The sequence below is a fragment of the Stenotrophomonas sp. Ste96 genome, from assembly GCF_024519495.1.
GTDB classification, from domain to species: Bacteria; Pseudomonadota; Gammaproteobacteria; order Xanthomonadales; family Xanthomonadaceae; genus Stenotrophomonas; species Stenotrophomonas bentonitica_A.
Genome location: NZ_JALJRX010000003.1, coordinates 19,342 through 40,156, shown reverse-complemented (window position 1 = coordinate 40,156; position 20,815 = coordinate 19,342). Strand labels below are relative to the sequence as shown.

Annotated in this window: 21 protein-coding genes; 11 read left to right on the top strand and 10 right to left on the bottom strand. The window is 67.0% G+C overall.

The window, feature by feature from the left end:
- Positions 1-10 precede the first annotated feature (10 nt).
- The 4 genes from OC373_RS09515 to OC373_RS09500 all read left to right on the top strand — a co-directional run bounded on the left by OC373_RS09515 (position 11) and on the right by OC373_RS09500 (position 3,813).
- The gene (locus OC373_RS09515; RefSeq protein ID WP_261997576.1) at positions 11-769 is read left to right on the top strand and encodes a L,D-transpeptidase family protein; all 759 of its coding nucleotides are present in this window, start codon (positions 11-13) and stop codon (positions 767-769) included.
- Positions 766-2,067, top strand: coding sequence for an amino acid permease (locus tag OC373_RS09510; protein WP_070426485.1), 1,302 nt, complete (start codon positions 766-768; stop codon positions 2,065-2,067). The genes OC373_RS09515 and OC373_RS09510 overlap by 4 nt, the downstream gene beginning before the upstream one ends.
- Before the next feature lie 113 nt (positions 2,068-2,180).
- Positions 2,181-2,528 (top strand): hypothetical protein, encoded by a 348-nt coding sequence (locus tag OC373_RS09505; protein ID WP_019185974.1) that lies wholly within the window; start codon positions 2,181-2,183, stop codon positions 2,526-2,528.
- Between the two features lie 136 nt (positions 2,529-2,664).
- Positions 2,665-3,813 (top strand): PQQ-dependent sugar dehydrogenase, encoded by a 1,149-nt coding sequence (locus OC373_RS09500; protein ID WP_070426484.1) that lies wholly within the window; start codon positions 2,665-2,667, stop codon positions 3,811-3,813.
- Between the two features lie 69 nt (positions 3,814-3,882).
- Here OC373_RS09500 and OC373_RS09495 read toward each other — a convergent pair whose 3' ends face one another.
- From OC373_RS09495 to folB, 4 genes are all read right to left on the bottom strand, one after another.
- A complete protein-coding gene (locus OC373_RS09495) occupies positions 3,883-4,542 on the bottom strand; it encodes a hypothetical protein (RefSeq protein ID WP_315985456.1) in 660 nt (219 codons plus the stop codon).
- Between the two features lie 115 nt (positions 4,543-4,657).
- Positions 4,658-6,832: a glycoside hydrolase family 3 N-terminal domain-containing protein gene (locus OC373_RS09490; protein WP_070426483.1), complete on the bottom strand. Its 2,175-nt coding sequence runs from the start codon at positions 6,830-6,832 to the stop codon at positions 4,658-4,660.
- 137 nt (positions 6,833-6,969) lie between these two features.
- Positions 6,970-8,244: a mechanosensitive ion channel family protein gene (locus tag OC373_RS09485; RefSeq protein WP_261997575.1), complete on the bottom strand. Its 1,275-nt coding sequence runs from the start codon at positions 8,242-8,244 to the stop codon at positions 6,970-6,972.
- Positions 8,245-8,270: 26 nt separating this feature from the next.
- Positions 8,271-8,639 carry a dihydroneopterin aldolase gene (folB, locus tag OC373_RS09480; protein ID WP_019185979.1) on the bottom strand — a complete coding sequence of 123 codons (369 nt, stop codon included), beginning with the start codon at positions 8,637-8,639 and terminating at the stop codon, positions 8,271-8,273.
- Positions 8,640-9,477: 838 nt separating this feature from the next.
- Between folB and OC373_RS09475 the strand changes: the two genes are divergently transcribed.
- Positions 9,478-9,681 carry a hypothetical protein gene (locus OC373_RS09475; RefSeq protein WP_261997574.1) on the top strand — a complete coding sequence of 68 codons (204 nt, stop codon included), beginning with the start codon at positions 9,478-9,480 and terminating at the stop codon, positions 9,679-9,681.
- 24 nt (positions 9,682-9,705) lie between these two features.
- Here OC373_RS09475 and tsaD read toward each other — a convergent pair whose 3' ends face one another.
- Positions 9,706-10,731, bottom strand: coding sequence for a tRNA (adenosine(37)-N6)-threonylcarbamoyltransferase complex transferase subunit TsaD (tsaD, locus tag OC373_RS09470; protein ID WP_070426479.1), 1,026 nt, complete (start codon positions 10,729-10,731; stop codon positions 9,706-9,708).
- Between the two features lie 167 nt (positions 10,732-10,898).
- Here tsaD and rpsU point away from each other — a divergent pair, with 167 nt between their 5' ends.
- Both rpsU and OC373_RS09460 read left to right on the top strand, forming a co-directional pair.
- Positions 10,899-11,114 (top strand): 30S ribosomal protein S21, encoded by a 216-nt coding sequence (gene rpsU / locus OC373_RS09465; protein WP_002808376.1) that lies wholly within the window; start codon positions 10,899-10,901, stop codon positions 11,112-11,114.
- 136 nt (positions 11,115-11,250) lie between these two features.
- On the top strand, positions 11,251-11,697 hold the full coding sequence (locus tag OC373_RS09460) for a GatB/YqeY domain-containing protein (protein ID WP_070426478.1): 447 nt from the start codon (positions 11,251-11,253) through the stop codon (positions 11,695-11,697).
- A 69-nt stretch (positions 11,698-11,766) separates the two neighbouring features.
- Here OC373_RS09460 and OC373_RS09455 read toward each other — a convergent pair whose 3' ends face one another.
- Complete coding sequence (locus OC373_RS09455; protein WP_235318883.1) at positions 11,767-12,702, bottom strand: hypothetical protein; 936 nt, start codon at positions 12,700-12,702, stop codon at positions 11,767-11,769.
- Positions 12,703-12,849: 147 nt separating this feature from the next.
- On the opposite strand from OC373_RS09455, the gene OC373_RS09450 reads away from it, so the two are divergent.
- The 4 genes from OC373_RS09450 (at position 12,850) to OC373_RS09435 (ending at position 17,154) form a co-directional block, all read left to right on the top strand.
- Positions 12,850-13,764, top strand: a complete 915-nt coding sequence (locus tag OC373_RS09450; protein ID WP_019185984.1) for a YihY/virulence factor BrkB family protein — start codon at positions 12,850-12,852, stop codon at positions 13,762-13,764.
- A gap of 63 nt (positions 13,765-13,827) precedes the next feature.
- Positions 13,828-15,558: a DNA primase gene (gene dnaG, locus OC373_RS09445; protein ID WP_019185985.1), complete on the top strand. Its 1,731-nt coding sequence runs from the start codon at positions 13,828-13,830 to the stop codon at positions 15,556-15,558.
- Between the two features lie 74 nt (positions 15,559-15,632).
- Positions 15,633-16,103, top strand: a complete 471-nt coding sequence (locus OC373_RS09440) for a sulfur transferase domain-containing protein (protein WP_261997746.1) — start codon at positions 15,633-15,635, stop codon at positions 16,101-16,103.
- Positions 16,104-16,155: 52 nt separating this feature from the next.
- Complete coding sequence (locus OC373_RS09435) at positions 16,156-17,154, top strand: bile acid:sodium symporter family protein (RefSeq protein WP_261997573.1); 999 nt, start codon at positions 16,156-16,158, stop codon at positions 17,152-17,154.
- 53 nt (positions 17,155-17,207) lie between these two features.
- Here the strand turns inward: OC373_RS09435 and OC373_RS09430 are convergent, their stop codons facing one another.
- The 4 genes from OC373_RS09430 to OC373_RS09415 are packed head-to-tail and all read right to left on the bottom strand — an operon-like array spanning position 17,208 to position 20,792.
- Positions 17,208-18,038, bottom strand: coding sequence for a calcium-binding protein (locus tag OC373_RS09430; RefSeq protein ID WP_261997572.1), 831 nt, complete (start codon positions 18,036-18,038; stop codon positions 17,208-17,210).
- Positions 18,039-18,097: 59 nt separating this feature from the next.
- A complete protein-coding gene (gene cyoE / locus OC373_RS09425) occupies positions 18,098-18,991 on the bottom strand; it encodes a heme o synthase (protein ID WP_261997571.1) in 894 nt (297 codons plus the stop codon).
- Between the two features lie 3 nt (positions 18,992-18,994).
- A complete protein-coding gene (locus OC373_RS09420) occupies positions 18,995-20,206 on the bottom strand; it encodes a COX15/CtaA family protein (protein WP_261997570.1) in 1,212 nt (403 codons plus the stop codon).
- Between the two features lie 10 nt (positions 20,207-20,216).
- Positions 20,217-20,792, bottom strand: a complete 576-nt coding sequence (locus OC373_RS09415) for a hypothetical protein (protein ID WP_026070219.1) — start codon at positions 20,790-20,792, stop codon at positions 20,217-20,219.
- Between the last annotated feature and the right edge of the window lie 23 nt (positions 20,793-20,815).

Sequence of the window (20,815 nt, the reverse complement as noted above, 5' to 3'; positions counted from 1 at the left end):
GTCCGCCACGATGATGCCGCTGTTCCGCTCCGTCACCGCCGCCGTGATGCTGGTCATCGCCGCCCCCGTGTTCGCCGCCGCGCTGGAGGGCAGCACGCAGCTGGTCGTGGTCACCACCGAGGGCTGGGATGCCACCCAGGGCAAGCTGCAGGCCTTCGAGCGCACCGCGAAGGGCTGGCAGCCGCACGGCGCCGCCTTCGATGTCGCCGTGGGCCGCAGCGGCAGCGCATGGGGCGACGGGCTGCACCCGGCCCAGTCCGGGACGCCACGGAAGCAGGAAGGCGATGGCCGCAGCCCGGCCGGCATCTTCGCGATCGGCCCGGCCTTCGGCTATGCGCGCGGCGTCACCAGCGGCCTGCCCTATCAGGCGATGCGCGACACCAGTTACTGCATGGATGTGCCGGACTCGCCGTACTACAACCGTATCGTCGATGCCGAGGTGGTCGGTGCCGATGCGGTGGAAGGCTCGACCGAGCCGATGCGGCTGGACCTGCACAACAAGGGCGACGTGCGCTACCGCGAAGGCTTCGTCATCGAGCACAACCCGAAAGCGACGCCCGGCCGTGGCAGCTGCATCTTCGCCCACCTGTGGCGCACACCCGGTGAGGCGACCGCCGGCTGCACCGCGATGGACCCGGCGCGCATGACCACGCTGCTGGCCTGGCTGGACGCCAGCGCGCGGCCGCGCTTCGTACTGTTGCCGCGCGCGGAATACCAGCGCCTGCAGGCCGACTGGCAGCTGCCCGTGCTGGCCGGGAGCGTGCATTGAGCACCGCGCCGCCCGACCCGCAACTCGAACGCGCGGTCAGCCGCTGGCAGATCGTCGGCCTTTCGATCAACGATGTGATCGGCAGTGGCATCTACCTGCTGCCGGCGGCCACCGTCGCCCTGCTCGGTCCTTTCAGCCTGTGGGGGGTGGTCGCGGCGGGCATCGTGGTCGCCCTGCTGGTGCTCTGCTATGCGCAGGCGGCCAGCTACTTCGACGAGCCCGGCGGCAGCTATCTGTATGCGCGCGAGGCATTCGGCCGGTTTGCCGGGTTCGAGATCGGCTGGATGATCTGGCTCACCCGCATCAGCTCGGCGGCGGCGCTCAGCAACGCACTGGCCGATGCGGTCGCGCGGTTCTGGCCCTGGGCCGGGCATGACATCGGCCGTATCGCGGTCATCGTGGTCTCGCTGGGCTTCCTCACCGCGGTGAACGTGGCCGGGGTGCGCTCGGCCGCGCGTACCGGTGTGATCCTGGTGATCGGCAAGCTGCTGCCGCTGGTGCTGTTCGTGGCGATCGGCGCGTTCTACGTGGATACCGACCTGGCCTTCTCCGGCGTACGCCCTGACCCACACGATCTGCAGCGCATGGGCGAAGCAGCACTCCTGCTGCTGTATGCCTATGCCGGTTTCGAAAACATCCCGGCCGCTGCCGGTGAGTACAAGAACCCGCGCCGCGATATTCCCTTCGCCCTGATCACCATGATCATCACCGTCACCGTGATCTACGGCGCGGTGCAGTTCATCGCACAGGGCACGCTGGCCGGGCTGGCCAGTTCGCCGACGCCGCTGGCCGATGCCGCCGCCAGCTTCGGCGGGCTCACCCTCGCCCTGATCCTCACCGTGGGCGCAACGATCTCCATCCTCGGCACCAACAGCAACACGATGATGATGGGTCCGCGCTTCCTGTTTGCGTTGGCGCGCGATGGCTACGGGCCGAAGATCCTGGCGCAGGTGCATCCGCGCTTCCGCACCCCGGCGGCGGCGATCATCGCGCAGGGACTGATCGCCCTGGCGCTGGCCCTGTCCGGTTCGTTCGTGCAGCTGGCGCTGCTGTCGATGACCACGCGCCTGTTCGCCTACATCGGCACGGCCGCGGCGGTGCTGGTGCTGGCGCGCCGGTTCCGTGATCGCCCTGGCGCGTTGAAGCTGCCCGGCGGACCGCTGATCCCGATCCTCGCACTGCTGTTGTGCCTGGGCTTGTTCGCCAGCGCGAGCTGGCAGAACATCGCGGCGGCAGGCATCGCCTTTGCGGTAGGCGCGGTCATCTATAAATTCCCGCGCCGCGATCACCAAGCCTGAGCAGGGGTGCAGGTGTGCAGGTGAATGGCACTTGATGTGTCATTCACCTCGCCGGTCCATGGCGTTAACCCGGCTTTGGATACGGTGAAGCCTCACCCAACCGGAGCCAACACATGAGCACTGACTATCAGATTCCCGGCCGGGTGCCGGAAGACGGTGTCCCGCGCCAGGCCGTATCGGATTACTGGCGTGAGCGCTTTCCAAGCGAACCGTACTATGACAACAACCAGTTCTTCGATGACTACGAGCCGGCCTACCAGCTCGGCCATCGCACCCGCGCTGACGACATGATCCGCGCGTATGAAGAAGTGGAAGCCGAGCTGCAGGCCCGCTGGGCGCAGGAACATGGCCAGAGCAAGCTGAGCTGGGAACAGGCCCGCAATGCGGTGCGCCGCGGCTGGGATGAGTCCACCGCGCTGCGCCAGGCGCACCTGGACAAGGGCGTACCGCGCGGCACCTGACGCGCACTCCCCGATTCACCACCAGCGGCGGCCCTCGGGTCGCCGTTGTCGTGTGGGCAGTACCTCTGGTCCACGCGGCGTTGATGGGCATGGTGTACAACAGGGGTTGGCCATCGCCTCCCCGACGGAGACTTCCATGACCCGCAAGCTCTTGCTTACCCTCGCCATCAGCCTCACCCCCGTCCTGTTCACCACCGCCTGTGTTGCTGCCGACAAGGCCGCCGCCCCGGCCGTGGAAAAAGCGCAGTGGCCGTTCGCCGCCACCGAATTCGCCCGCTTCAACGAGCCCTGGGCGATGAGTTTCCTGCCCGACGGCAGCCTGCTGGTCACCGAGAAGAAAGGCGCGCTGAAGCACTTCAACGTGCAGACCCGCAAAACCGCCACCATCACCGGCGTCCCGGACGTCGCCTACGGCGGCCAGGGCGGCTTCGGCGATGTGCTGCCGCACCCGGACTTCGCGAAGAACCAGTGGATCTATCTCAGCTACGCCGAAGAAGGCGACGGTGATACCCGTGGCGCTGCGGTTGCCCGTGCGCGGCTGGCGCTGGCGGCCGATGGCAGCGGCACGCTGGAAGACCTCAAGGTGATCTGGCGCCAGACCCCGAAAGTGAGCGGCAAGGGGCATTACGGCCATCGCCTCGCGTTCGGTCCGGACGGCAAGCTGTGGATCACGTCCAGCGAGCGCCAGAAGTTCGATCCGGCCCAGGACATGGGCGGCAACCTCGGCAAGCTGGTCCGCCTCAATGACGACGGCAGCGTGCCCGCCGACAACCCGTTCGCCTCGCAGGGCGGCGTGGCCGCGCAGGTGTGGTCGCTCGGCCACCGCAATGCGCTGGGCATCGCCTTCGATGCGCGCGGCAAGCTGTGGGTGCATGAGATGGGCCCGGCCGGCGGCGATGAGCTGAATCTGATCGAGCGCGGGGCCAACTACGGCTATCCGATCGTCTCCAACGGCAATCACTACGACGGCCGCGACATTCCCGACCATTCCACCCGCCCGGAATTCGCCGCGCCCAAGGTGACCTGGACCCCGGTGATCTCGCCGGCCGGTTTCATCATCTACAACGGCAAACAGTTCCCCAAGTGGGACGGCAGTGGCTTCATCGGGGGCCTGTCCTCCAAGGCGCTGGTGCGCGTGGCCTTCGATGGCGACAACGCCCGCGAGGCCGAGCGCTTCGACATGGGCGAGCGCATCCGCGAGATCGAACAGGGTCCGGATGGCGCGATCTGGCTGCTCGAAGACGGCAGCAACGGCAAGCTGCTCAAGCTCACGCCGAAAGCCTGAGCCAGACAGGCTGCCGGCGCATCGCCGGCAGCCTGCACACCTCAACGCGCGTTCAAGCGCTGCACGTGCTTACTGGATGGTTACGACCTTGACCTCGGTGCGGCTGCACGCCTGATCCAGGCACGCGCCGTTGAGCCAGACCTGGCCGTCGCCGATCATCACGCCCTGCTGGTTGACCATGACGTCGTCGAACTTCTGCGCGGCGATGGCCTTGCGCACGGCCGGGGTCAGGATGCGCTCGTAGTTGCGCTGGAACTCGCCGGGGCCGGTGATCCTGGCGCCATTGGCGATGTTCAACGGGAAGCGCACTTCCTCGACCACGGCCGCGCGATCGCCGCCGTTGACCGCCTTCTGGAAGGCATTGAACACAGCTTCGTACTGGGCCGCGTCGCCAAGCACCTGATCGATGCGTTGGCGGACATCGCCGGTGCCAGCGCTGTTCGGCGCGGCAGGTGTGGCGGCGGCGTCCGCAGCAGGTGTCGTGGCACCGCCAGCGGAAGGCGCGTCGGCATCCGGCGCGGGGCTGCCGGCCGTGACCGCATCCGGCGACAGGCCCGAGGACGGCACGGTGTCACCCGGCGTCGGGCGGCCTTCGGGAATGGCGGTGGCCGGGCCCTGGGCGGGATCCGCAGCGGCGGTGTCAGCCGGCGGCGGCGACGACGGGCTGCAGGCGGCCAGCCACAGCGGGCTGGCCAAGGCCAGCAACAAAGGAGTACGGGACAGGCGCATGGGTGGCTCCATCGGTTTCACGGGGAGCCAGCGTACCCGCCGGAACGTCAGCCGCCGATGATGGATACGGTAGTGCCGGCCGCTGGCCGGCACTACCGGGTGAAGCGAGGCCGGCTCAGGCAGCCAGCAGCTCGAAGATCACCGGCTCGCCGCTGACCGACGAGGCGCACACCCACAGCTCGAACTGGCCCGGCTCGGCGCGGAACACGCCATCGCGGCCGGTGAAGCCCAGTGCATGGCGATCCAGGGTGAAGGTCACCTCGGTGCTCTGGCCCGGCTGCAGCGCGATCTTGTCGAAGCCCTTCAGCTCGCGCACCGGCCGCACGCGGCTGGCCACGCGATCGTGGATATACAGCTGCACCACTTCCTCACCTGCCACCGCACCGGTATTGGTCAGCGTGGTGGTGATGGTCAGGGTGTCGTCCCAGCCCAGCTGCGCGTTGCTCAGCTGCGGCACGCCATAGGCGAAGGTGGTGTAGCCCATGCCGTGGCCGAACGCGTATGCCGGCTCGTTCGGAATTTCGCGCCAGCGGGCCTTGAACTCCGACATGGTCGGCAGTTCCGGGCGACCGGTGCGCGGGTGGTTGTAGAAATACGGCTGCTGGCCCGACACCTGCGGGAAGCTCACCGGCAGGCGGCCGGACGGGTTGTAATCGCCGAACAGCACATCGGCCACGGCGTGCCCGGTCTGGGTGCCCAGGTACCAGGTGATCGCCACGGCATGGGCATTGCGCACCGCCCCCTGCAGGGCCAGCGCGCGGCCATTGCGCAGCAGCACGACCAGCGGCTTGCCGGTCATCGCCACCGCTTCGGCCAGCGCCAGCTGTGCCGGCGGCAACGTGATCTCCACGCGCGACTGCGCCTCACCGCTGTAACGCTGCGGTTCGCCCAGGGCCAGCACCACCACGTCGGCACGCAGCGCGGCGGCCACGGCCTGTTCGATGCCGTCCTGCACGGCGGCTTCCAGATCACAGCCCGGCACGATTTCCAGCAGTGCTTCATCGCTGATCGCCGCGCGTACGCCGGCTTCCAGGGTGACGTAGCGCGACTTGTCGCCGAACAGCGTCCAGCAGCCTTCGATGTTGTCGCGATCCTGCACGAACGGCCCGATCAGCGCGATCTTCTGCCCAGCCTTCTTCAGCGGCAGCACCGACTCGGCGTTCTTGAGCAGCACGATCGAACGGCGCGCGGCATCGCGCGAGAGTTCGTCATGCGCGGCGATATGCGAGGTGTCCGCTTCGCGCGCCAGATCCAGCGAACGGTACGGGTCGTCGAACAGGCCGATCGCTTCCTTCAGGCGCAGGATGCGGCGCACCGACTCGTCCAGCGTGGCCATCGGGACTTCGCCGCTCTCGATCAGGCCCGGCAGGTGTTCGGCATAGAAGCCGCTCTGCATGCTCAGGTCCAGGCCGGCGGTGAAGGCCTTGGCGGTGGCGTCGCGGTCATCGGCGGCGTAGCCGTGCGCGACCAGTTCCATGTCGGCGGTGTAGTCGGAGATCACCACGCCCGGGAACTTCCACTCCCCGCGCAGGATGTCGGTCAACAGCTCGGCATTGGCGCTGGCCGGCACGCCGTTGATGTCGTTGAAGGAGGACATCACGGTCAGGGCACCGGCTTCGAAAGCGGCCTTGAACGGCGGCAGGTGCACGTCGCGCAGGGTCTGCGGCGAGATGTCGACCATGTTGTATTCCATGCCGGCCATCACCGCGCCGTAGGCGGCGAAATGCTTCGGGGTGGCCAGCAGGGCATCGGCGGCGCGCAGGTCCGGGCCCTGGAAACCGCGCACGCGGGCGGCGGCGAACGCACAGCCCAGCACCACGTCTTCACCGGCGCCCTCGGCGCCACGGCCCCAGCGCTGGTCGCGGGCGATATCCACGGCCGGCGCATAGGTCCAATGCAGACCGGCTGCCGTCGCTTCCACCGCGGTGGCGCGGGCGGTGCGCTCGGCCAGGTCCGGCTCGAAGCTGGCGGCCTCGCCCAGCGGGATCGGGAATACGGTGCGCATGCCGTGGATCACGTCCGCGGCCAGGATGACCGGAATCTTCAGGCGGCTTTCTTCCAGCGCGACCTGCTGGATGCGGCGGCCGGCTTCCACGCCCACGCCATTGAACAGCGAGCCCACCTTGCCCTCGCGCACCTGCTGCAGCACCTGGTCGGCATTGCTGACGTTGGCTTCCGGATTCACATCCGGCGCGAACGGGCGGACCATGTCGGCGAACACACCCAGCTGGCCGACTTTTTCTTCGACGGTCATCTGGGCAATGAGGGTTTCGATACGATCGGCGGCCACCGGCTGTCCTTATGAAAACGTTTACAAGCCCGGGATTCTAGCGTTCCCGAGGCCGTTGTGAATGACTTTTGCGTTCATTTTTCTTCCCGGAGGGAAGACCCCCGCCACCGCACGGGCAGCGACGGGGGCACAGGAGCTTACTCCGCAGCGGCCAGGCGCTGCTGCCCCGCCATCAACATGGCGTCGCTGGATTCCTGGAAAACCCGCAGCCCGAAGGCCGGGAGGATCGCCAGCAGGTGATCGAACACGTCCGACTGCACGCCCTCGTACTCGGCCCACGCCGTGCTGCGGGTGAAGCAGTAGATCTCCAGCGGCAGGCCCTGGGTGGTGGGCTGCAGCTGCCGTACCAGCAGGGTCATTTCGGTATGGATGCCCGGATGGTGCTGCAGGTAGCGCTCGACATAGGCGCGGAAGGTGCCCAGGTTGGTCACCCGGCGCGCGTTCACGGCGGCCACGCCCTTGGCCTGCAGGTCGGCGTTGTACTGCTGCAGCTCGGCCTGCTTGCCGCGCAGGTAATCGCCCAGCACCGCGAACTGCTCCAGCTCGGCCAGCATCGGCGCATCGACGAAGCCGACACTGTGCTGGTCCAGGTACAGCGAGCGCTTGATCCGGCGCCCACCCGCTTCCTGCATGCCACGCCAGTTCTTGAACGACTCGGTCACCAGCTTCTTGGTCGGGATGGTGGTGATGGTCTTGTCGAAGTTCTGCACGGTGATGGTGTGCAGCGCGATATCGATCACGTCACCATCAGCGTTCTGGCTCGGCATCTCGATCCAGTCGCCCAGCCGCACCCGGCCATCGCCGCTGATCTGCACGCTGGCCACCAACGAGAGGATGGTGTCCTGGAAGATCAGCATCAGCACCGCGGTGGCCGCACCCAGGCCGGTCACCAGCGGGCCGAGCTTCACGCCCAGCAGGGTCGCCACGATCGACAGGCCGGCGATCACGAAGACGATGATCTTCACGACCTGCAGGTAGCCCTTGATCGGCTTGTTGCGCGCATCCGGGCGCCGCTCGTACAGATCGTTGGCGGCATCGAGCGCATGCGAGACGGCCAGCGCCACGGTCAGCACCGCCCACGCCCGGCAGGCGCCGATCACGAACGCCACCAGCTCCGGCGGCAGGTCCGGCACGATCCGGATGCCGGCGGCGATGACCATGCTCGGCACCACGTTGGACAACCGCGAAATCACCCGCAGGTTGTTGCCGCCTTCATTGCCGGCGCTATGGCCAGGCAGGCGGCTGACCAGCTTGCGCAGGCCGCGCAGCAGGATCTTCTTGGTGACGAAGTTGGCCAGCCAGGCCGCCAGGGCCAGCGCTGCCAGCACCAGCAGGGTGTAAGCCCAGGGCCAGGGTTCCAGGGTCTGCTGGACACCGTCCAGCCATCGGGTTGCCACTACCGCATCCAACATCGTGTATCGATCTCCTAATCGGGGTATCAGGGCGTTGCCAGGTCCTGCGCGCTGCGCTCGATGATCACGCCGACCGCGCGCGCACCGCGCACCGCGCCGGGCTTGCTGAGCTTCAGGCGCAGCCATTGCACCTTGAATTCACGCAGCACGATCTCGGCGATGCGCTCGGCCAGGGTTTCGACCAGGCCATAGTCCGAGTCACGCACGAACTGCTCGATGCGCTTGCTCACGGCTTTGTAATTGAGGGTATCGGCGATGTCGTCGCTGGCCGCCGGACGGCGGTTGTCGAAGCCCATTTCCAGATCGAAACGCAGGGTCTGGCGGATCCGCCGTTCCCAGTCGTAGATCCCGATCAGGGCATCGATCTCGAGCCCCTCGATGAATACCTTGTCCATAGCCATGCCACGTGGAAGATGGCGACCATGGTAACGGGGCTGTCCGGAATGTGCCGGGAATCGGGGTCGGCGGGCGTCCGCGCTGGTGCCGGAAAAGACAAAGGGCCCCGCGCGGGACCCTTTGCTTACCACCACTGTCCCCGGGGGAGATGGGCTTACCCATCAGCTGATCCCGGTGGCACACGCGGCAACGGTACCGGTGTTGCCAAATAGGGTCAACGGTCTGAATCCGGATTTATGACGTAGTGCTCAGCCCCCTTGGAACTCGGTAGATCATTGATCCGATAAGTGTTTTCGATAGATCAAACCTGCCACGACTGACCGACTTCCCTGATACCGCGCGCGACAGCCACCCTCTACGGTGGAGGCCCATGGACCCCGCAAAGCTCTGACGTGCGCGATCAGCACCTGATTCACCGCTCATTCTCCGCAGCACGCATGACAACGTATGAAGGAGCCATCGCACACGCCCGACTTCGCACCCATCCATTCGAGCTGTATCGATGGAACATGAGGGTCAGCGGCGCGTTTTTACTGCCGCTCCATACCTGCGAGGTCGTCATCCGCAATGCGGTGGCTGAAGCGGTAGCCCAGCAGCATGGTGCACTCTGGCCATGGCAGGAAGGGTTCCGTACCAGTCTTCCCGGCGGCACAGCGCGCTACAACGCGCGCGAAGAGTTGCGCCGCGCAGCGTCGAAGCACACGTCAACGGCGGCCGTTATCGCCTCGTTGAGATTCGCGTTCTGGCAGCACCTGTTTACCCAACGATTCGACGCTATGGTCCAAGACCCTGAGGCGCGTCCTTCCAGGCGCGGATCCGGACGTACCCGGGCACCTTGTGCGCGCGCAGCTGCACGGCAACCTCGAACAGGTGAGGCAGCTGCGCAACCGGATTGCGCATCACGAACCGATCTTCGCGCGTGACCTTGCGCTGGATCTGGCCACGATTGGACGAATCGTCCAGATGCGCTGCGCCCATATCGAGCGGTGGATGAACCGGCATGAGTCGGTGACATCATTGCTGAAGCGGAGGCCGGTCTGAGTCGTTGCCGACGCTCGGCCAACCTCACACCGCCGGCAGCGTCGCCATGTCCCAACGTGGGGTGACCTGCACCTGCGGCGGGGTGTGCTGGCCCGCTTCCAGACGCAGGGCGCCGGCGAAGGCGATCATCGCGCCGTTGTCGGTGCACAGCGCCGGGCGCGGGAAGCAGGCGCGGCCACCGCGGCGGGCGGCCATCTGCTGCAGCTTGGCGCGCAGGCGCTTGTTGGCCCCGACGCCGCCAGCCACCACGATCACATCGGTGCCCGCCGCATCCAGCGCGCGTTCGCACTTGATCGCCAGGGTGTCGACCACCGCATCTTCAAAACCGCGCGCGATGTCGGCGCGGGTCTGCTCGCTCTGGTCGCTGTCGCGCCAGGCCAGCAGGACCTGGGTCTTCAACCCGGAGAAGCTGAAATCCAGCCCGGGGCGATCGGTCATCGGCCGGGTGAACTTGAACCGGCCCGGCGTGCCGCGCTCGGCCAGGGCCGCCAGCTGCGGGCCACCGGGGTACGGCAGGCCCATCAGCTTGGCGGTCTTGTCGAAGGCCTCGCCGGCGGCGTCGTCCAGGGTTTCGCCGAGCAGGCGGTACTGGCCGATCCGGTCCACCGCCACCAGCTGGGTATGCCCGCCGGACACCAGCAGGGCCACGAACGGCGCCTGCGGCGGGTCGTCTTCCATCAGCGGGGCCAGCAGATGCCCTTCCATATGGTGGACCCCGACCGCCGGCACCTCCAGCGCCCAGGCCAGCGAACGGGCCACGCCCGCCCCGACCAGCAGCGCGCCGACCAGGCCGGGGCCGGCCGTGTAGGCCACCCCGTCGATGTCGGCCACGGTCATGCCGGCGTCGGCCAGGGTCTGGCGGATCAGCGGCAGCAGCTTGCGCACGTGGTCGCGGCTGGCCAGCTCGGGCACCACCCCGCCGTACTCGGCGTGAAGGGCGATCTGGCTGTAGACCGCGTGGGCGCGCAGGGCGTCGATCCCGGACAGGGAGGTGTCATACACCGCCACGCCGGTCTCATCGCAGGAAGATTCGATACCAAGGACTCGCATAACGGGTATTATGGACCTCTTCAGGCCCCGGCAGACGTACGCTGGCCTGTCTCAGCATTACCCGTGGCCAAGAAGTTCGCCGGGGTGGGTTGCAACTTCTTTTCTCGCCGCTATAATGTGCGGCTCTCACCGGGCGTGACCCGGTTCTACTGTGTCCCGGAGATTCCATGCCCAGCGTTAAAGTCCGCGAGAACGAGCCCTTCGAGTTTGCGCTCCGTCGCTTCAAGCGCACCTGCGAAAAGGCCGGCGTGCTGGCCGAAACCCGCAAGCGCGAGTTCTATGAAAAGCCGACCCAGGAGCGTAAGCGTAAGGCTGCCGCTGCTGTGAAGCGTCAGCTGCGCCGTTCGTCGCGCGACGTTACCAAGCGTCAGCGCCTGTACTGATCGGACGCAACTTCGATACGGCGGGCCCTGGCCTGTCGTGACGGAGCCGAAGCCGGAACGCGCGAGCGTTACCGGCTTTTTGCGTTCCAGCGCTTCGGCGCCCCGCTTCCCATTTCCACCGACACGAGGTGTTCCCATGAGCCTGAAGCAGCAGCTCACCGATGACATGAAGGCCGCCATGAAGGCCGGCGAGAAGCACCGCCTGGGCGTGATCCGCCTGATGAACGCCGCGATCAAGCAGCGCGAAGTCGATGAGCGCATCGAGCTGGACGACGCCGCCGTGCTCGCCGTGCTGGAAAAGATGGTCAAGCAGCGCAAGGACTCGGTCACCCAGTTCGAGGCCGCCGGTCGCGAAGACCTGGCCGTGATCGAGCGCGAGGAAATCGTGGTCATCGACCAGTACCTGCCGGCCAAGCTGGGCGAAGCCGAGATCGTGGCCGCCATCCAGGCCGCCATCGCCGAAACCGGCGCGACCACCCCGGCCGACATCGGCAAGCTGATGGGCGCGCTCAAGCCGCGCCTGGCCGGCCAGGCCGACATGGGCCTGGTGTCCAAGCTGGTCAAGCAGCAGCTGGCCGGCTGATCCCGCCGCCACGCCGCCGATGAAAAGGCCCGCATTTCGCGGGCCTTTTCAGTTTCAGCAGGTCCGCTGTCAGGAGGCCTGGCGGCAATTGCGCAGTGTCATCGAGCTTTCCTCGATCGAACTGATCTCGCCTTCCAGCTTGGCCCAGTCGCGCTCGCGCAGCATGGTGAAGTTGGCGGCCTGGTCGGACGCGAATTCGCAGCGGATGGTGTAGTTGTTGTTGTTGTAGCTGTCGCTCTGGCGGACGCGCAGCAGGCCGCGGGTTGGCGTGACCAGATAGTTGATCGAGCCGATGTCACCAGGCTTGGTCGAGTACGTGTTGGGATTGACGGTATAGATCTGGCCATCGATCTGGTAGCGCCGCCCCACATACTTGGCGTACAGCGGCAGGAACGTGGCCGAGCGGTCGCCCTTGTCTTCCTTGTTGGTGGTGGTACCCAGCATCAGGTCCTTGAAGGCACCGGCACTGCGGTACAGGGCCATCGTGTCTTTGACTTCCTTGCCCATCATCTTGGACAGATCCGGTGCCGCCACGGCCTCCATGGCCGGCATCGGGTACTGGGTGCGTCCCGCTGCAGCAACCGCGTCGCCCTGGCTGCCCGCCTTGAGCTTGTCCAGCATCCCGCACATTGACTGCTTGGCCGCCGCCGGCTCGACCGACTGCCCCCGGGCCAGCTTGGTCGCCAGGGTGACCCGACCGGTACGGTCGGCGGTGCCCACCAGTACCAGCGGGGTGCGCAGCCCTTTGCGCTGGATCAGGTACTGGTCGCCGGTATCGCCCTGCACCAGCTGACCGGCGACTTCGAATTCGTCATCGCCGCCAATCTTGCGCAACTGGTCCAGCGCGCTCTGCACCTTCAGGCCCGGTACGGTGACATCGGCCATGTAAAGCGCACCGTTGCGCGCGTCCCCTACCGTCTTGAAGGCCTTGTCGCAGGCCCCGGCCGCCATCGCCGGACCTGCGGCCGCCAACAGCGCCATCGTCGTGTAGACCATTCCTTTCATGAAGCGTCCTTTCTGCTGTGAAGGTGGAAAACCGGGAAAAAGGATAGCGCGATATCCGTCAAGGTCACGCCGTGACCGGACCGCTTCACCCGGCGCACCCCGGGCATTTGCTAGAACAGGGGCCTCGCTCCCGACCCGACGCCGTCCATGCACCAACCGAGCCCCTCCCTGTCCAAGGTCCGCAAGCACATGGCGCGGCTGGAGAAGAGCTTTCCCGCCGTACTGGTGCGCCGTTTCATCGATGCGGACGTGATGACCCAGGCCGCCGCGCTGGCCTTCTATGCCCTGCTCTCGATGGCGCCGCTGCTGGTCCTGCTGCTGTGGCTGACGGCCTCGCTGTATCCCCCGGCGCAGCAGGCGCTGCTGGGCCAGATCAACGATGTGGCCGGCACCAGTGCCGCCTCGGTGGCCGAAACCGTGCTCAGCAACGCCAACAACCAGCCGGACATCGGCACGCTGGCGGGGGTCTGGAGCACCTTGTTGCTGTTCATCGGCGCCACGGCGGTGTTCGCCCAGCTGCAGAACGCCCTGAATCTGATCTTCAACACCAGCGGCGAGCGCCTGGATGGGATCGTGGCGTGGCTGCGCAAGCGCGTGTTCTCCTTCGGCGTGGTCCTGGCGCTGGGCTTCCTGCTGATCCTGTCGATGACCGCCACCACCATGCTGCAGGTGGTCTTCGCGCACCTGCCCTCGGTCCTGCCGGCGATCGGCTATCTCACCAGCCTGGCGCTGTACACGGTGGGCTTCGCCTTCCTCTACCACTACCTGCCCGACCGCCGCGTGGCGTGGCGACAGGCCTTCATCGGCGGTGCGATCACCTCGGCGTTGTTCGCGCTGGGCCGTTATGGCATCGGCCTGTACATCGCCACCGTCGCACCGGGCAGCGCGTATGGCTCGATGGGCGCCCTGGTGATCTCGCTGGTGTGGATCTACTACGCCACCGTGGTGTTCTTCGTCGGTGCACTGATGACCTCGGTGATCGATGAGCGCCTGCGCGCCCATGCCGTCCTCGCCCAGGCCGGTGTCGCGCCGCCGAAACCGGGCGAAACGGCCGGCAGCTAGTAGACTAGCGGCACCCCCGCTTCCGCGCGTGGCCGTGACCGGCCATGCCCCCGCCTGCTGCCCATGGCCCGTATCCCCGACGCATTCATCGACGACCTGCTGGCCCGCTCCGACATTGTCGAGGTGGTGGGCAGCCGCGTGCCGTTGAAGCGCCAGGGCAAGGAATACGCCGCACGGTGCCCGTTCCATGACGAGCGCTCGGCCTCGTTCACGGTCTCGCCGACCAAGCAGTTCTATCACTGCTTCGGCTGCGGCGCGCATGGCACGGCGATCAGCTTCCTGATGAATTACGACCGCCTCGAGTTTCTCGACGCGGTCGATGAGCTGGCCAAGCGCGTGGGCATGGAAGTGCCGCGCGATACCCAGCCGCGCACCGCCCAGCAGCAGGACGACAGCCGCGATCTGTACTCGGCCCTGGATGCGGCCACACGCTTCTTCCAGACCGCGCTGAAGGGCAGCGACAAGGCGCGCGCCTACCTGGACCAGCGCGGTGTCGATGAAGAGAACCGCGAGCGCTTCGCCATCGGTTACGCACCGGACGGCTACAGCGCGTTGAAGGACGCGCTGGGCAAGGACGAGCGCCGGATGAAGCTGCTCGACCGCGCCGGCCTGTTCTCCAAGAACGACCGCGGCCACGTCTACGACAAGTTCCGCGACCGCGTCATGTTCCCGATCTTCGACCGCCGTGGCCGCGTGATCGCCTACGGCGGCCGCGTGATGGAGAAGGACGACGGCCCGAAGTACCTCAACTCGCCCGAGACCGCGCTGTTCCACAAGGGGCGCGAGCTGTACGGCCTGTGGCAGGTACGCCAGGCCAACCAGAAGATCGAGCGGCTGATCGTCGTCGAGGGCTACATGGACGTGGTCTCGCTGTTCCAGTTCGGGGTTACCCAGGCAGTGGCCACGCTGGGCACGGCGACCACGCCGGACCACGCCGAGCTGCTGTTCCGCAACGCGCCGGACGTGTTCTTCTGCTTCGACGGCGATGCCGCCGGCCGTCGCGCCGGCTGGCGTGCGCTGGAGTCGGTGCTGCCGCGCATGAAGGACGGCCGCCAGGCATTCTTCCTGTTCCTGCCCGACGGCGAGGACCCGGACACGATCGTGCGCAAGGAAGGCCGCGAGGGCTTCGATGCCCGCCTGCAGCAGGCCACGCCGCTGTCGCAGTTCTTCTTCGATGAGCTCACCCGTGAGGTAAACATGGGCACGCTTGACGGCAAGGCACGCCTGGCCGAGCGGGCCAAGCCGATGCTGGCGCAGATTCCCGATGGCGCCTTCGGCGACCTGATGAAGCAGCAGCTGACCACGCTGACCGGACTGGGTGCCAAGCCCAGCGCATCCGCGGCTCCTTCGCGGCCGCCACAGCGCGCGGTCGCACCGGCACAGCGCCGCAGCCTGGTGCGTGCGGCCATCGCGATCCTGCTGCAGCAGCCCTCGCTGGCGATGACCCTGGAAGGCCACCACTTCACCGGCCTGCGCCTGCCCGGCATCGAACTGCTGACCGAACTGCTGACCCTGGTCGAGCAGCGCCCGGACATCAGCACCGGCGCGCTGCTGGAGCACTTCGACGGGCGCGAGGAACAGGACGCGCTGCACAAGCTGGCCGCACAGACCCTGCCCGGCGACGAGGCGATGTGGACCCAGGAACTGCATGACGCCGTGGCCCAGCTGGAGAAACAGCTGCTGATGCAACGTCTGGATGAGCTTCAGGCAAAGCAGAGCCAGCAGGGTCTGGACGATACTGACAAGTACGAGCTGCGCGAACTGCTCAAGGCGCGCAGCACCCTCCGCTTCTGACCGACGGAGCCGCCGTGGCATCCCACATCGCACGTTCCACCGCACCGATCGTCCGCTGGCTCCGCGCTGGCGTCATGGCCGCGCTGTTCGCGCCGTGCCTGCCCACCTGGGCGGCGGAACTGCCATTCGCACAGCCACGGCCGCAGCTGTACACCGCCGGGCAACCCAGCGCGGCCGAGCTGCAGCAGGCGGCCGCGGCCGGGATCACCACCGTGATCGACCTGCGCCAGCCCGACGAGGCGCGTGGCTTCGATGAAACCGCCGCGGCCGAGCGCCTGGGCCTGCGCTACGTGCGCATTCCCGTTGCAGGTGCCGCCGGCCTGACCGACGCCAACGCGCAGGCGCTGCGTACCGCCTTGGCGCAGAGCCAGGGCCCGGTGCTGCTGCACTGCGCCTCCAGCAACCGCGCCGGTGCATTGCTGGCCGTGCTGGAGGCGCGTGACGGTGCCTCGGTGGACCAGGCGCTGCAGTTCGGCCGCGAGGCCGGCATGACCTCGCTGGAAGCGCCGACCCGTGTCCTGCTGGAGCAGGACGCCGCGCGTTGACCCCGCTCTTCTTCTCCCGCCCCCTTCCCTGCTCTACAGGAGCCTGCCCACCATGACCCGCTGGTGGTCGCGCCTGCGACCGGACAACTTCACCCTCGCCCTGCTCTGCACCGTGCTGCTGGCGTCCTTCCTGCCGATGCACGGCGCCGCCGCGATGGTCCTGGACGATGTCACCGACGTCGCCATCGCCGCACTGTTCTTCCTGCACGGCGCACGCCTGCCGCGTGAGTCGATCGTCGCCGGCCTGCTGCACTGGCGCCTGCACCTGACCATCCTGGCCTGCACCTTCGTGATGTTCCCGTTGCTGGGGCTGATGTTCAAACCGCTGGATGGCTGGCTGCTCACCCCCGAGCTGTACATCGGCGTGCTGTTCCTGTGCGCGCTGCCGTCCACTGTGCAGTCCTCGATCGCATTCACCTCGATCGCCCGGGGCAACGTTCCGGCGGCCGTGTGCAGCGCCTCGCTGTCGAGCATCCTCGGCGTGTTCCTGACCCCGCTGCTGCTGGCCCTGCTGGCCGGCACCGAAGGCGGCATGCACAACTCCGGCCAGGCCATCGTCAGCATCATGCTGCAGCTGCTGGTGCCGTTCGTGGCCGGCCACCTGCTGCGGCCCTGGATCGCCCGCTGGGTCGAAAAGCAGCGCGCCCTGCTGCGCTACACCGACCAGGGCACGATCCTGCTGGTGGTCTACTCCGCCTTCGGCGAAGCGGTGAGCGAAGGGCTGTGGAGCAAGACGCCGCTGTTGTCGCTGCTCAGTGTGGCCGTAGTGGCAGCAGTGCTGCTCGGCATCGCGATGCCGCTGATCCGCTTCATCGCGCGCCGGTTGGGCTTCAACCGCGAGGATGAAATCACCATCCTGTTCTGCGGCTCGAAGAAGAGCCTGGCCACCGGCGTGCCCATCGCCAAGGTGCTGTTCGCCGGCGGCAGCCTCGGTGCGATCGTGCTGCCGATCATGATCTACCACCAGATCCAGCTGATCGTCTGCGCGATGATCGCGCAGCGGTATGCGCGTGATCCAGTGGAACCGACGCCCGTCACCCGGCAGGACTGAGACGGCAATACTGCAGCCTGCGGGGCCTCGTCACGCAGGCCGCAGAGCCAGCCCTAGAGCGCCGTCAGTGTGCCGACGCTGAGTCCGGGCAGGAACACCACCAGATCGTACTGCCGATCCTGGTCAGTACTGAGTTCGGGATCACGTGGTGCGCGCTCGATCAGCGGCAGCGCGCGGCAAGGCTGCACGCAGGCCCAGAAATGACCGCGCAACGCCTCCAGGCGCACGCTGTACAGCGGCAGATCCAGCAGGTGGGAGGCCATCGTGCGCTGCTGCATCTCCGGTGGCGCATCTGCGGGCGGGCTGCGCATCGCATGCACGTTGCCGGTCAGCACCAGCATCCGGGCGCCGGGCGGCAGCGCGTTGAACTGCTGGTGCAGATGCGTGGCCATGGCGGCGTCGCGCATGTCGTTGTCCGTGGACGACCCGGTCTCCACGTCATAGCCGGCGACGCCCACATCGCGTCCCTGTGCGCGCAGCGATCGAATGGATTCGATCAGATCGAGCATGTCACGGCTACGTCGCCCGTCATGCTGGTTATCCTTGACGGACCAGAACGGGGTGGTCCGCAGTGCTTCACGCGCATCAGGATCACCGTTGGAGCGCAGGTAGCGCGCGAGCGCGACGTTCTCGCTCATCGGCATCTCCAGTCCCAGCCGAACCGCGGCGTTGTCGCGGCTGTAGCGCTCCACCAGATCGGCCACGAGCCGCGGCGTTTCAGCGGTGCCGTGGTATTCGCCGAGTACGATCAGGCGCGCATCGCCTGCATGCTGGATGATCTGCGCAGCCGTGTCCTCCACTCGCGTTACCGGTGCCGGTGCCGCATTGGCCGCACCCAACGCCATCCCGATCACCCACCCTGCCATCCAACGCCATCGCTTCATACCGTCACTCCCTGTTCGGTACAGAGGCAATGGCGACGGCGAATCACCGATTCAAGGCGTTACTGCAACCAGGGCAGCATCCAGTGGTCCACCATGAGGAAGGCGAACAGCGCCATCAGGTAGACGATGGAGTAGCCGAACATCTTCATCGAGAAAATCTCATCCGGCGGATTCAGCATGCGCCAGGCGTACCAGAGGAAGACCGCGTTGAGCACGATCGCACCGCCCAGGTAGAACATGCCACTCATGCCGAACACGACCGGCAGGATGCTGACGATGGCCAGGGCGATCGAATAGACCATGATCGACTTGCGTGTGTACGCCACGCCATGGGTCACCGGCAGCATCGGGATCTCCGCCTTGGCGTAATCCTCGCGACGGAAGATCGCCAGGGCCCAGAAGTGCGGTGGGGTCCAGATGAAGATGATCAGCACCAGCAGCGATGCGTAGGCCCAGTCCCACGGGCCCTGCATGCCGGTAATCGCGGCCCAGCCGAGCATCGGCGGGGTGGCGCCGGCAAGGCCACCGATGACGATGTTCTGCGAGGTCGCGCGCTTGAGGTACACGGTGTAGATCACCGCATACCCGATCAGCGAGGCGAAGGTCAGCACGGCAGTGATCACGTTGACCCAGACCACCAGGATCGTCATCGACAACGCGATCAGCAGGCCGGCGAACACCAGCACCTGCCAGGGCTTGACCTTGCCCACCACCAGTGGGCGCCACGAGGTGCGCGCCATCTGTGCATCGATGCGCGCGTCCAGCAGCTGGTTGATCGCCGCGGCGGCCGAGGCGGCCAGCCAGATGCCAAGGAAGCCCAGCGCGCCATCCAGCGCCTGCTGCGCGGTCGGCAGCCCGGGGATGGCCAGGAACATGCCCACCAGCGCGGTGAACACGATCAGGGCGACGACCTTGGGCTTGGTCAGATCCCAGTACTGACGGTAATTGGCCATGCGTCAGCCCGCCTGCACGGCAGGGGAGGCAGCGCCGGCCTTGCCACCCTCGGCATCCGGCGCGCGCAGGCGCGCCAGCAGCGTCACCAGCACGAACAGCAGCGCCACCGCGCCACCGCTGTGCGCGACGGCTACTTCCAGCGGCACCGCCAGCTTCACGTTGAGGATGCCCAGGGTGATCTGCAGCACCACCAGCAGGCCCAGTGCGCTGGCCCAGCCGCGCATGCTCGGCAGGCGGAACAGGCGCACCGAGAGCCACAGCAGGTACACGGCCACCACGATCGCCATCATCCGGTGTGCCATCTGGATCGCGATGCGCGAGGCGCCATCCAGCACGCCCCCTTCGTAATCCACGCCGATGCCGCGCCACAGGGTGAAGCCTTCCTTGAAGTCATGCGGCGGCCACCATTGGCTGACGCAGCGCGGGAAGTTGTCCAGCGAGGCGCTGCCGCCACCGCAGGCGAGTGCGGCGTAGTTGGCACTGACCCAGCCGCCGAGGGCGATCTGCGCGACCAGCACGGCCACGCCGGCACGGATCAGCCATTTCAGCTTGGGCGCTTCGGCCAGGGTGATCGGCATGTGCGTGGCGCGCCACGCCATCCACACCAGCAGGCCGAACATCAGCATGCCGCCAAGCAGATGGCCCATCACCACGATCGGCTTGAGCAGCCAGGTGACCGTCCACATGCCGAGCAGCGCCTGGAAGATGACGACCGCCAGCGTCAGCAACGCGGCGCGGGCCAGGTCGATATTGGTCCAGCGCAACGCGGCGATCAGCAGGATCGCCTCGCCGATCAGGGCGATGATGCTCGCCGGGACGTGCATGCCCATCATGTACAGCGGTATGCCGGTCGCCACCAGCACACAGGCGGTGATGACCGCAGTGCTGCCCCAGCGACGGCGGCGCGTAGCCAGCAGCGCCAGGGTGAGGATCTCGATACCGAGTGCGCCGGCCAGGAAGCGGTGCACCTGCTCGCGCCACGCCTTGTGCGTTTCCAGCGGGCGGATCTTGGCGGCCTCGTGGCCGATCACTTCCTGGGCGTGCTGCGGCCAGGTGACACGGCCATAGCAGGTCGGCCAGTCCGGGCAGCTCAGGCCCGCATCGGACAAGCGCACGAACGAGCCGAACATGATCGTGCTGGCCGTCATGATCAGTGCAAACCACGCCAGACGGTGGAAATTGCGGTGAAGCACCGGGCGTGCGGAGAGGCTCATCGAACAGAACTCACTTCAGTTTCAGCAGCGTGGCCAGGTCTTTGCGCAGACCGGCCATATCGAATCCCGGCGCGTACCGCATGATCACGAAACCGTTGGGATCGATCACATACACAGGCGTGCCGGCGGCGTCATCCACGGCGGGCAAAGCGGCACGCAGGTCCGGTTGGGCGCGCAGCGCGCGCAGTGCGGGCATGCCCTGGACCTCGGCCGGCGGCGTGCCCAGCCACAGGATCTCGACATTATCGGCGTTATGGCCGAACAGCTGCCACACCTTGCCCAATCCCTGCGACAAAGTGACGCACTCGCTGGTACAGCTGGCAGACGGGGCCACCAGGATCCGCCAGGTCCGTTCGTTGGGATTCCACGGGTACGGCTGGCCGTCGGCCAGGGTCGGCGGCAGCGCGCGCAGGTCCGCCGGCGGTTGCAGCAGTTGCCCGGTATTGCGGTGCGCGGTGGGCTGCCAGCCGGAGAAGCGCAGCACGCCCGCCAACGCCATGGCGCCGAAGAACACGCCGAACAGGGCGATCAGGGTCCAGCGGCCGCGTGAACGGGACGGCAGCCGTGCCGGGGAAGTGGCATTCATGGGCGGCATTTTCTCATGTTGAG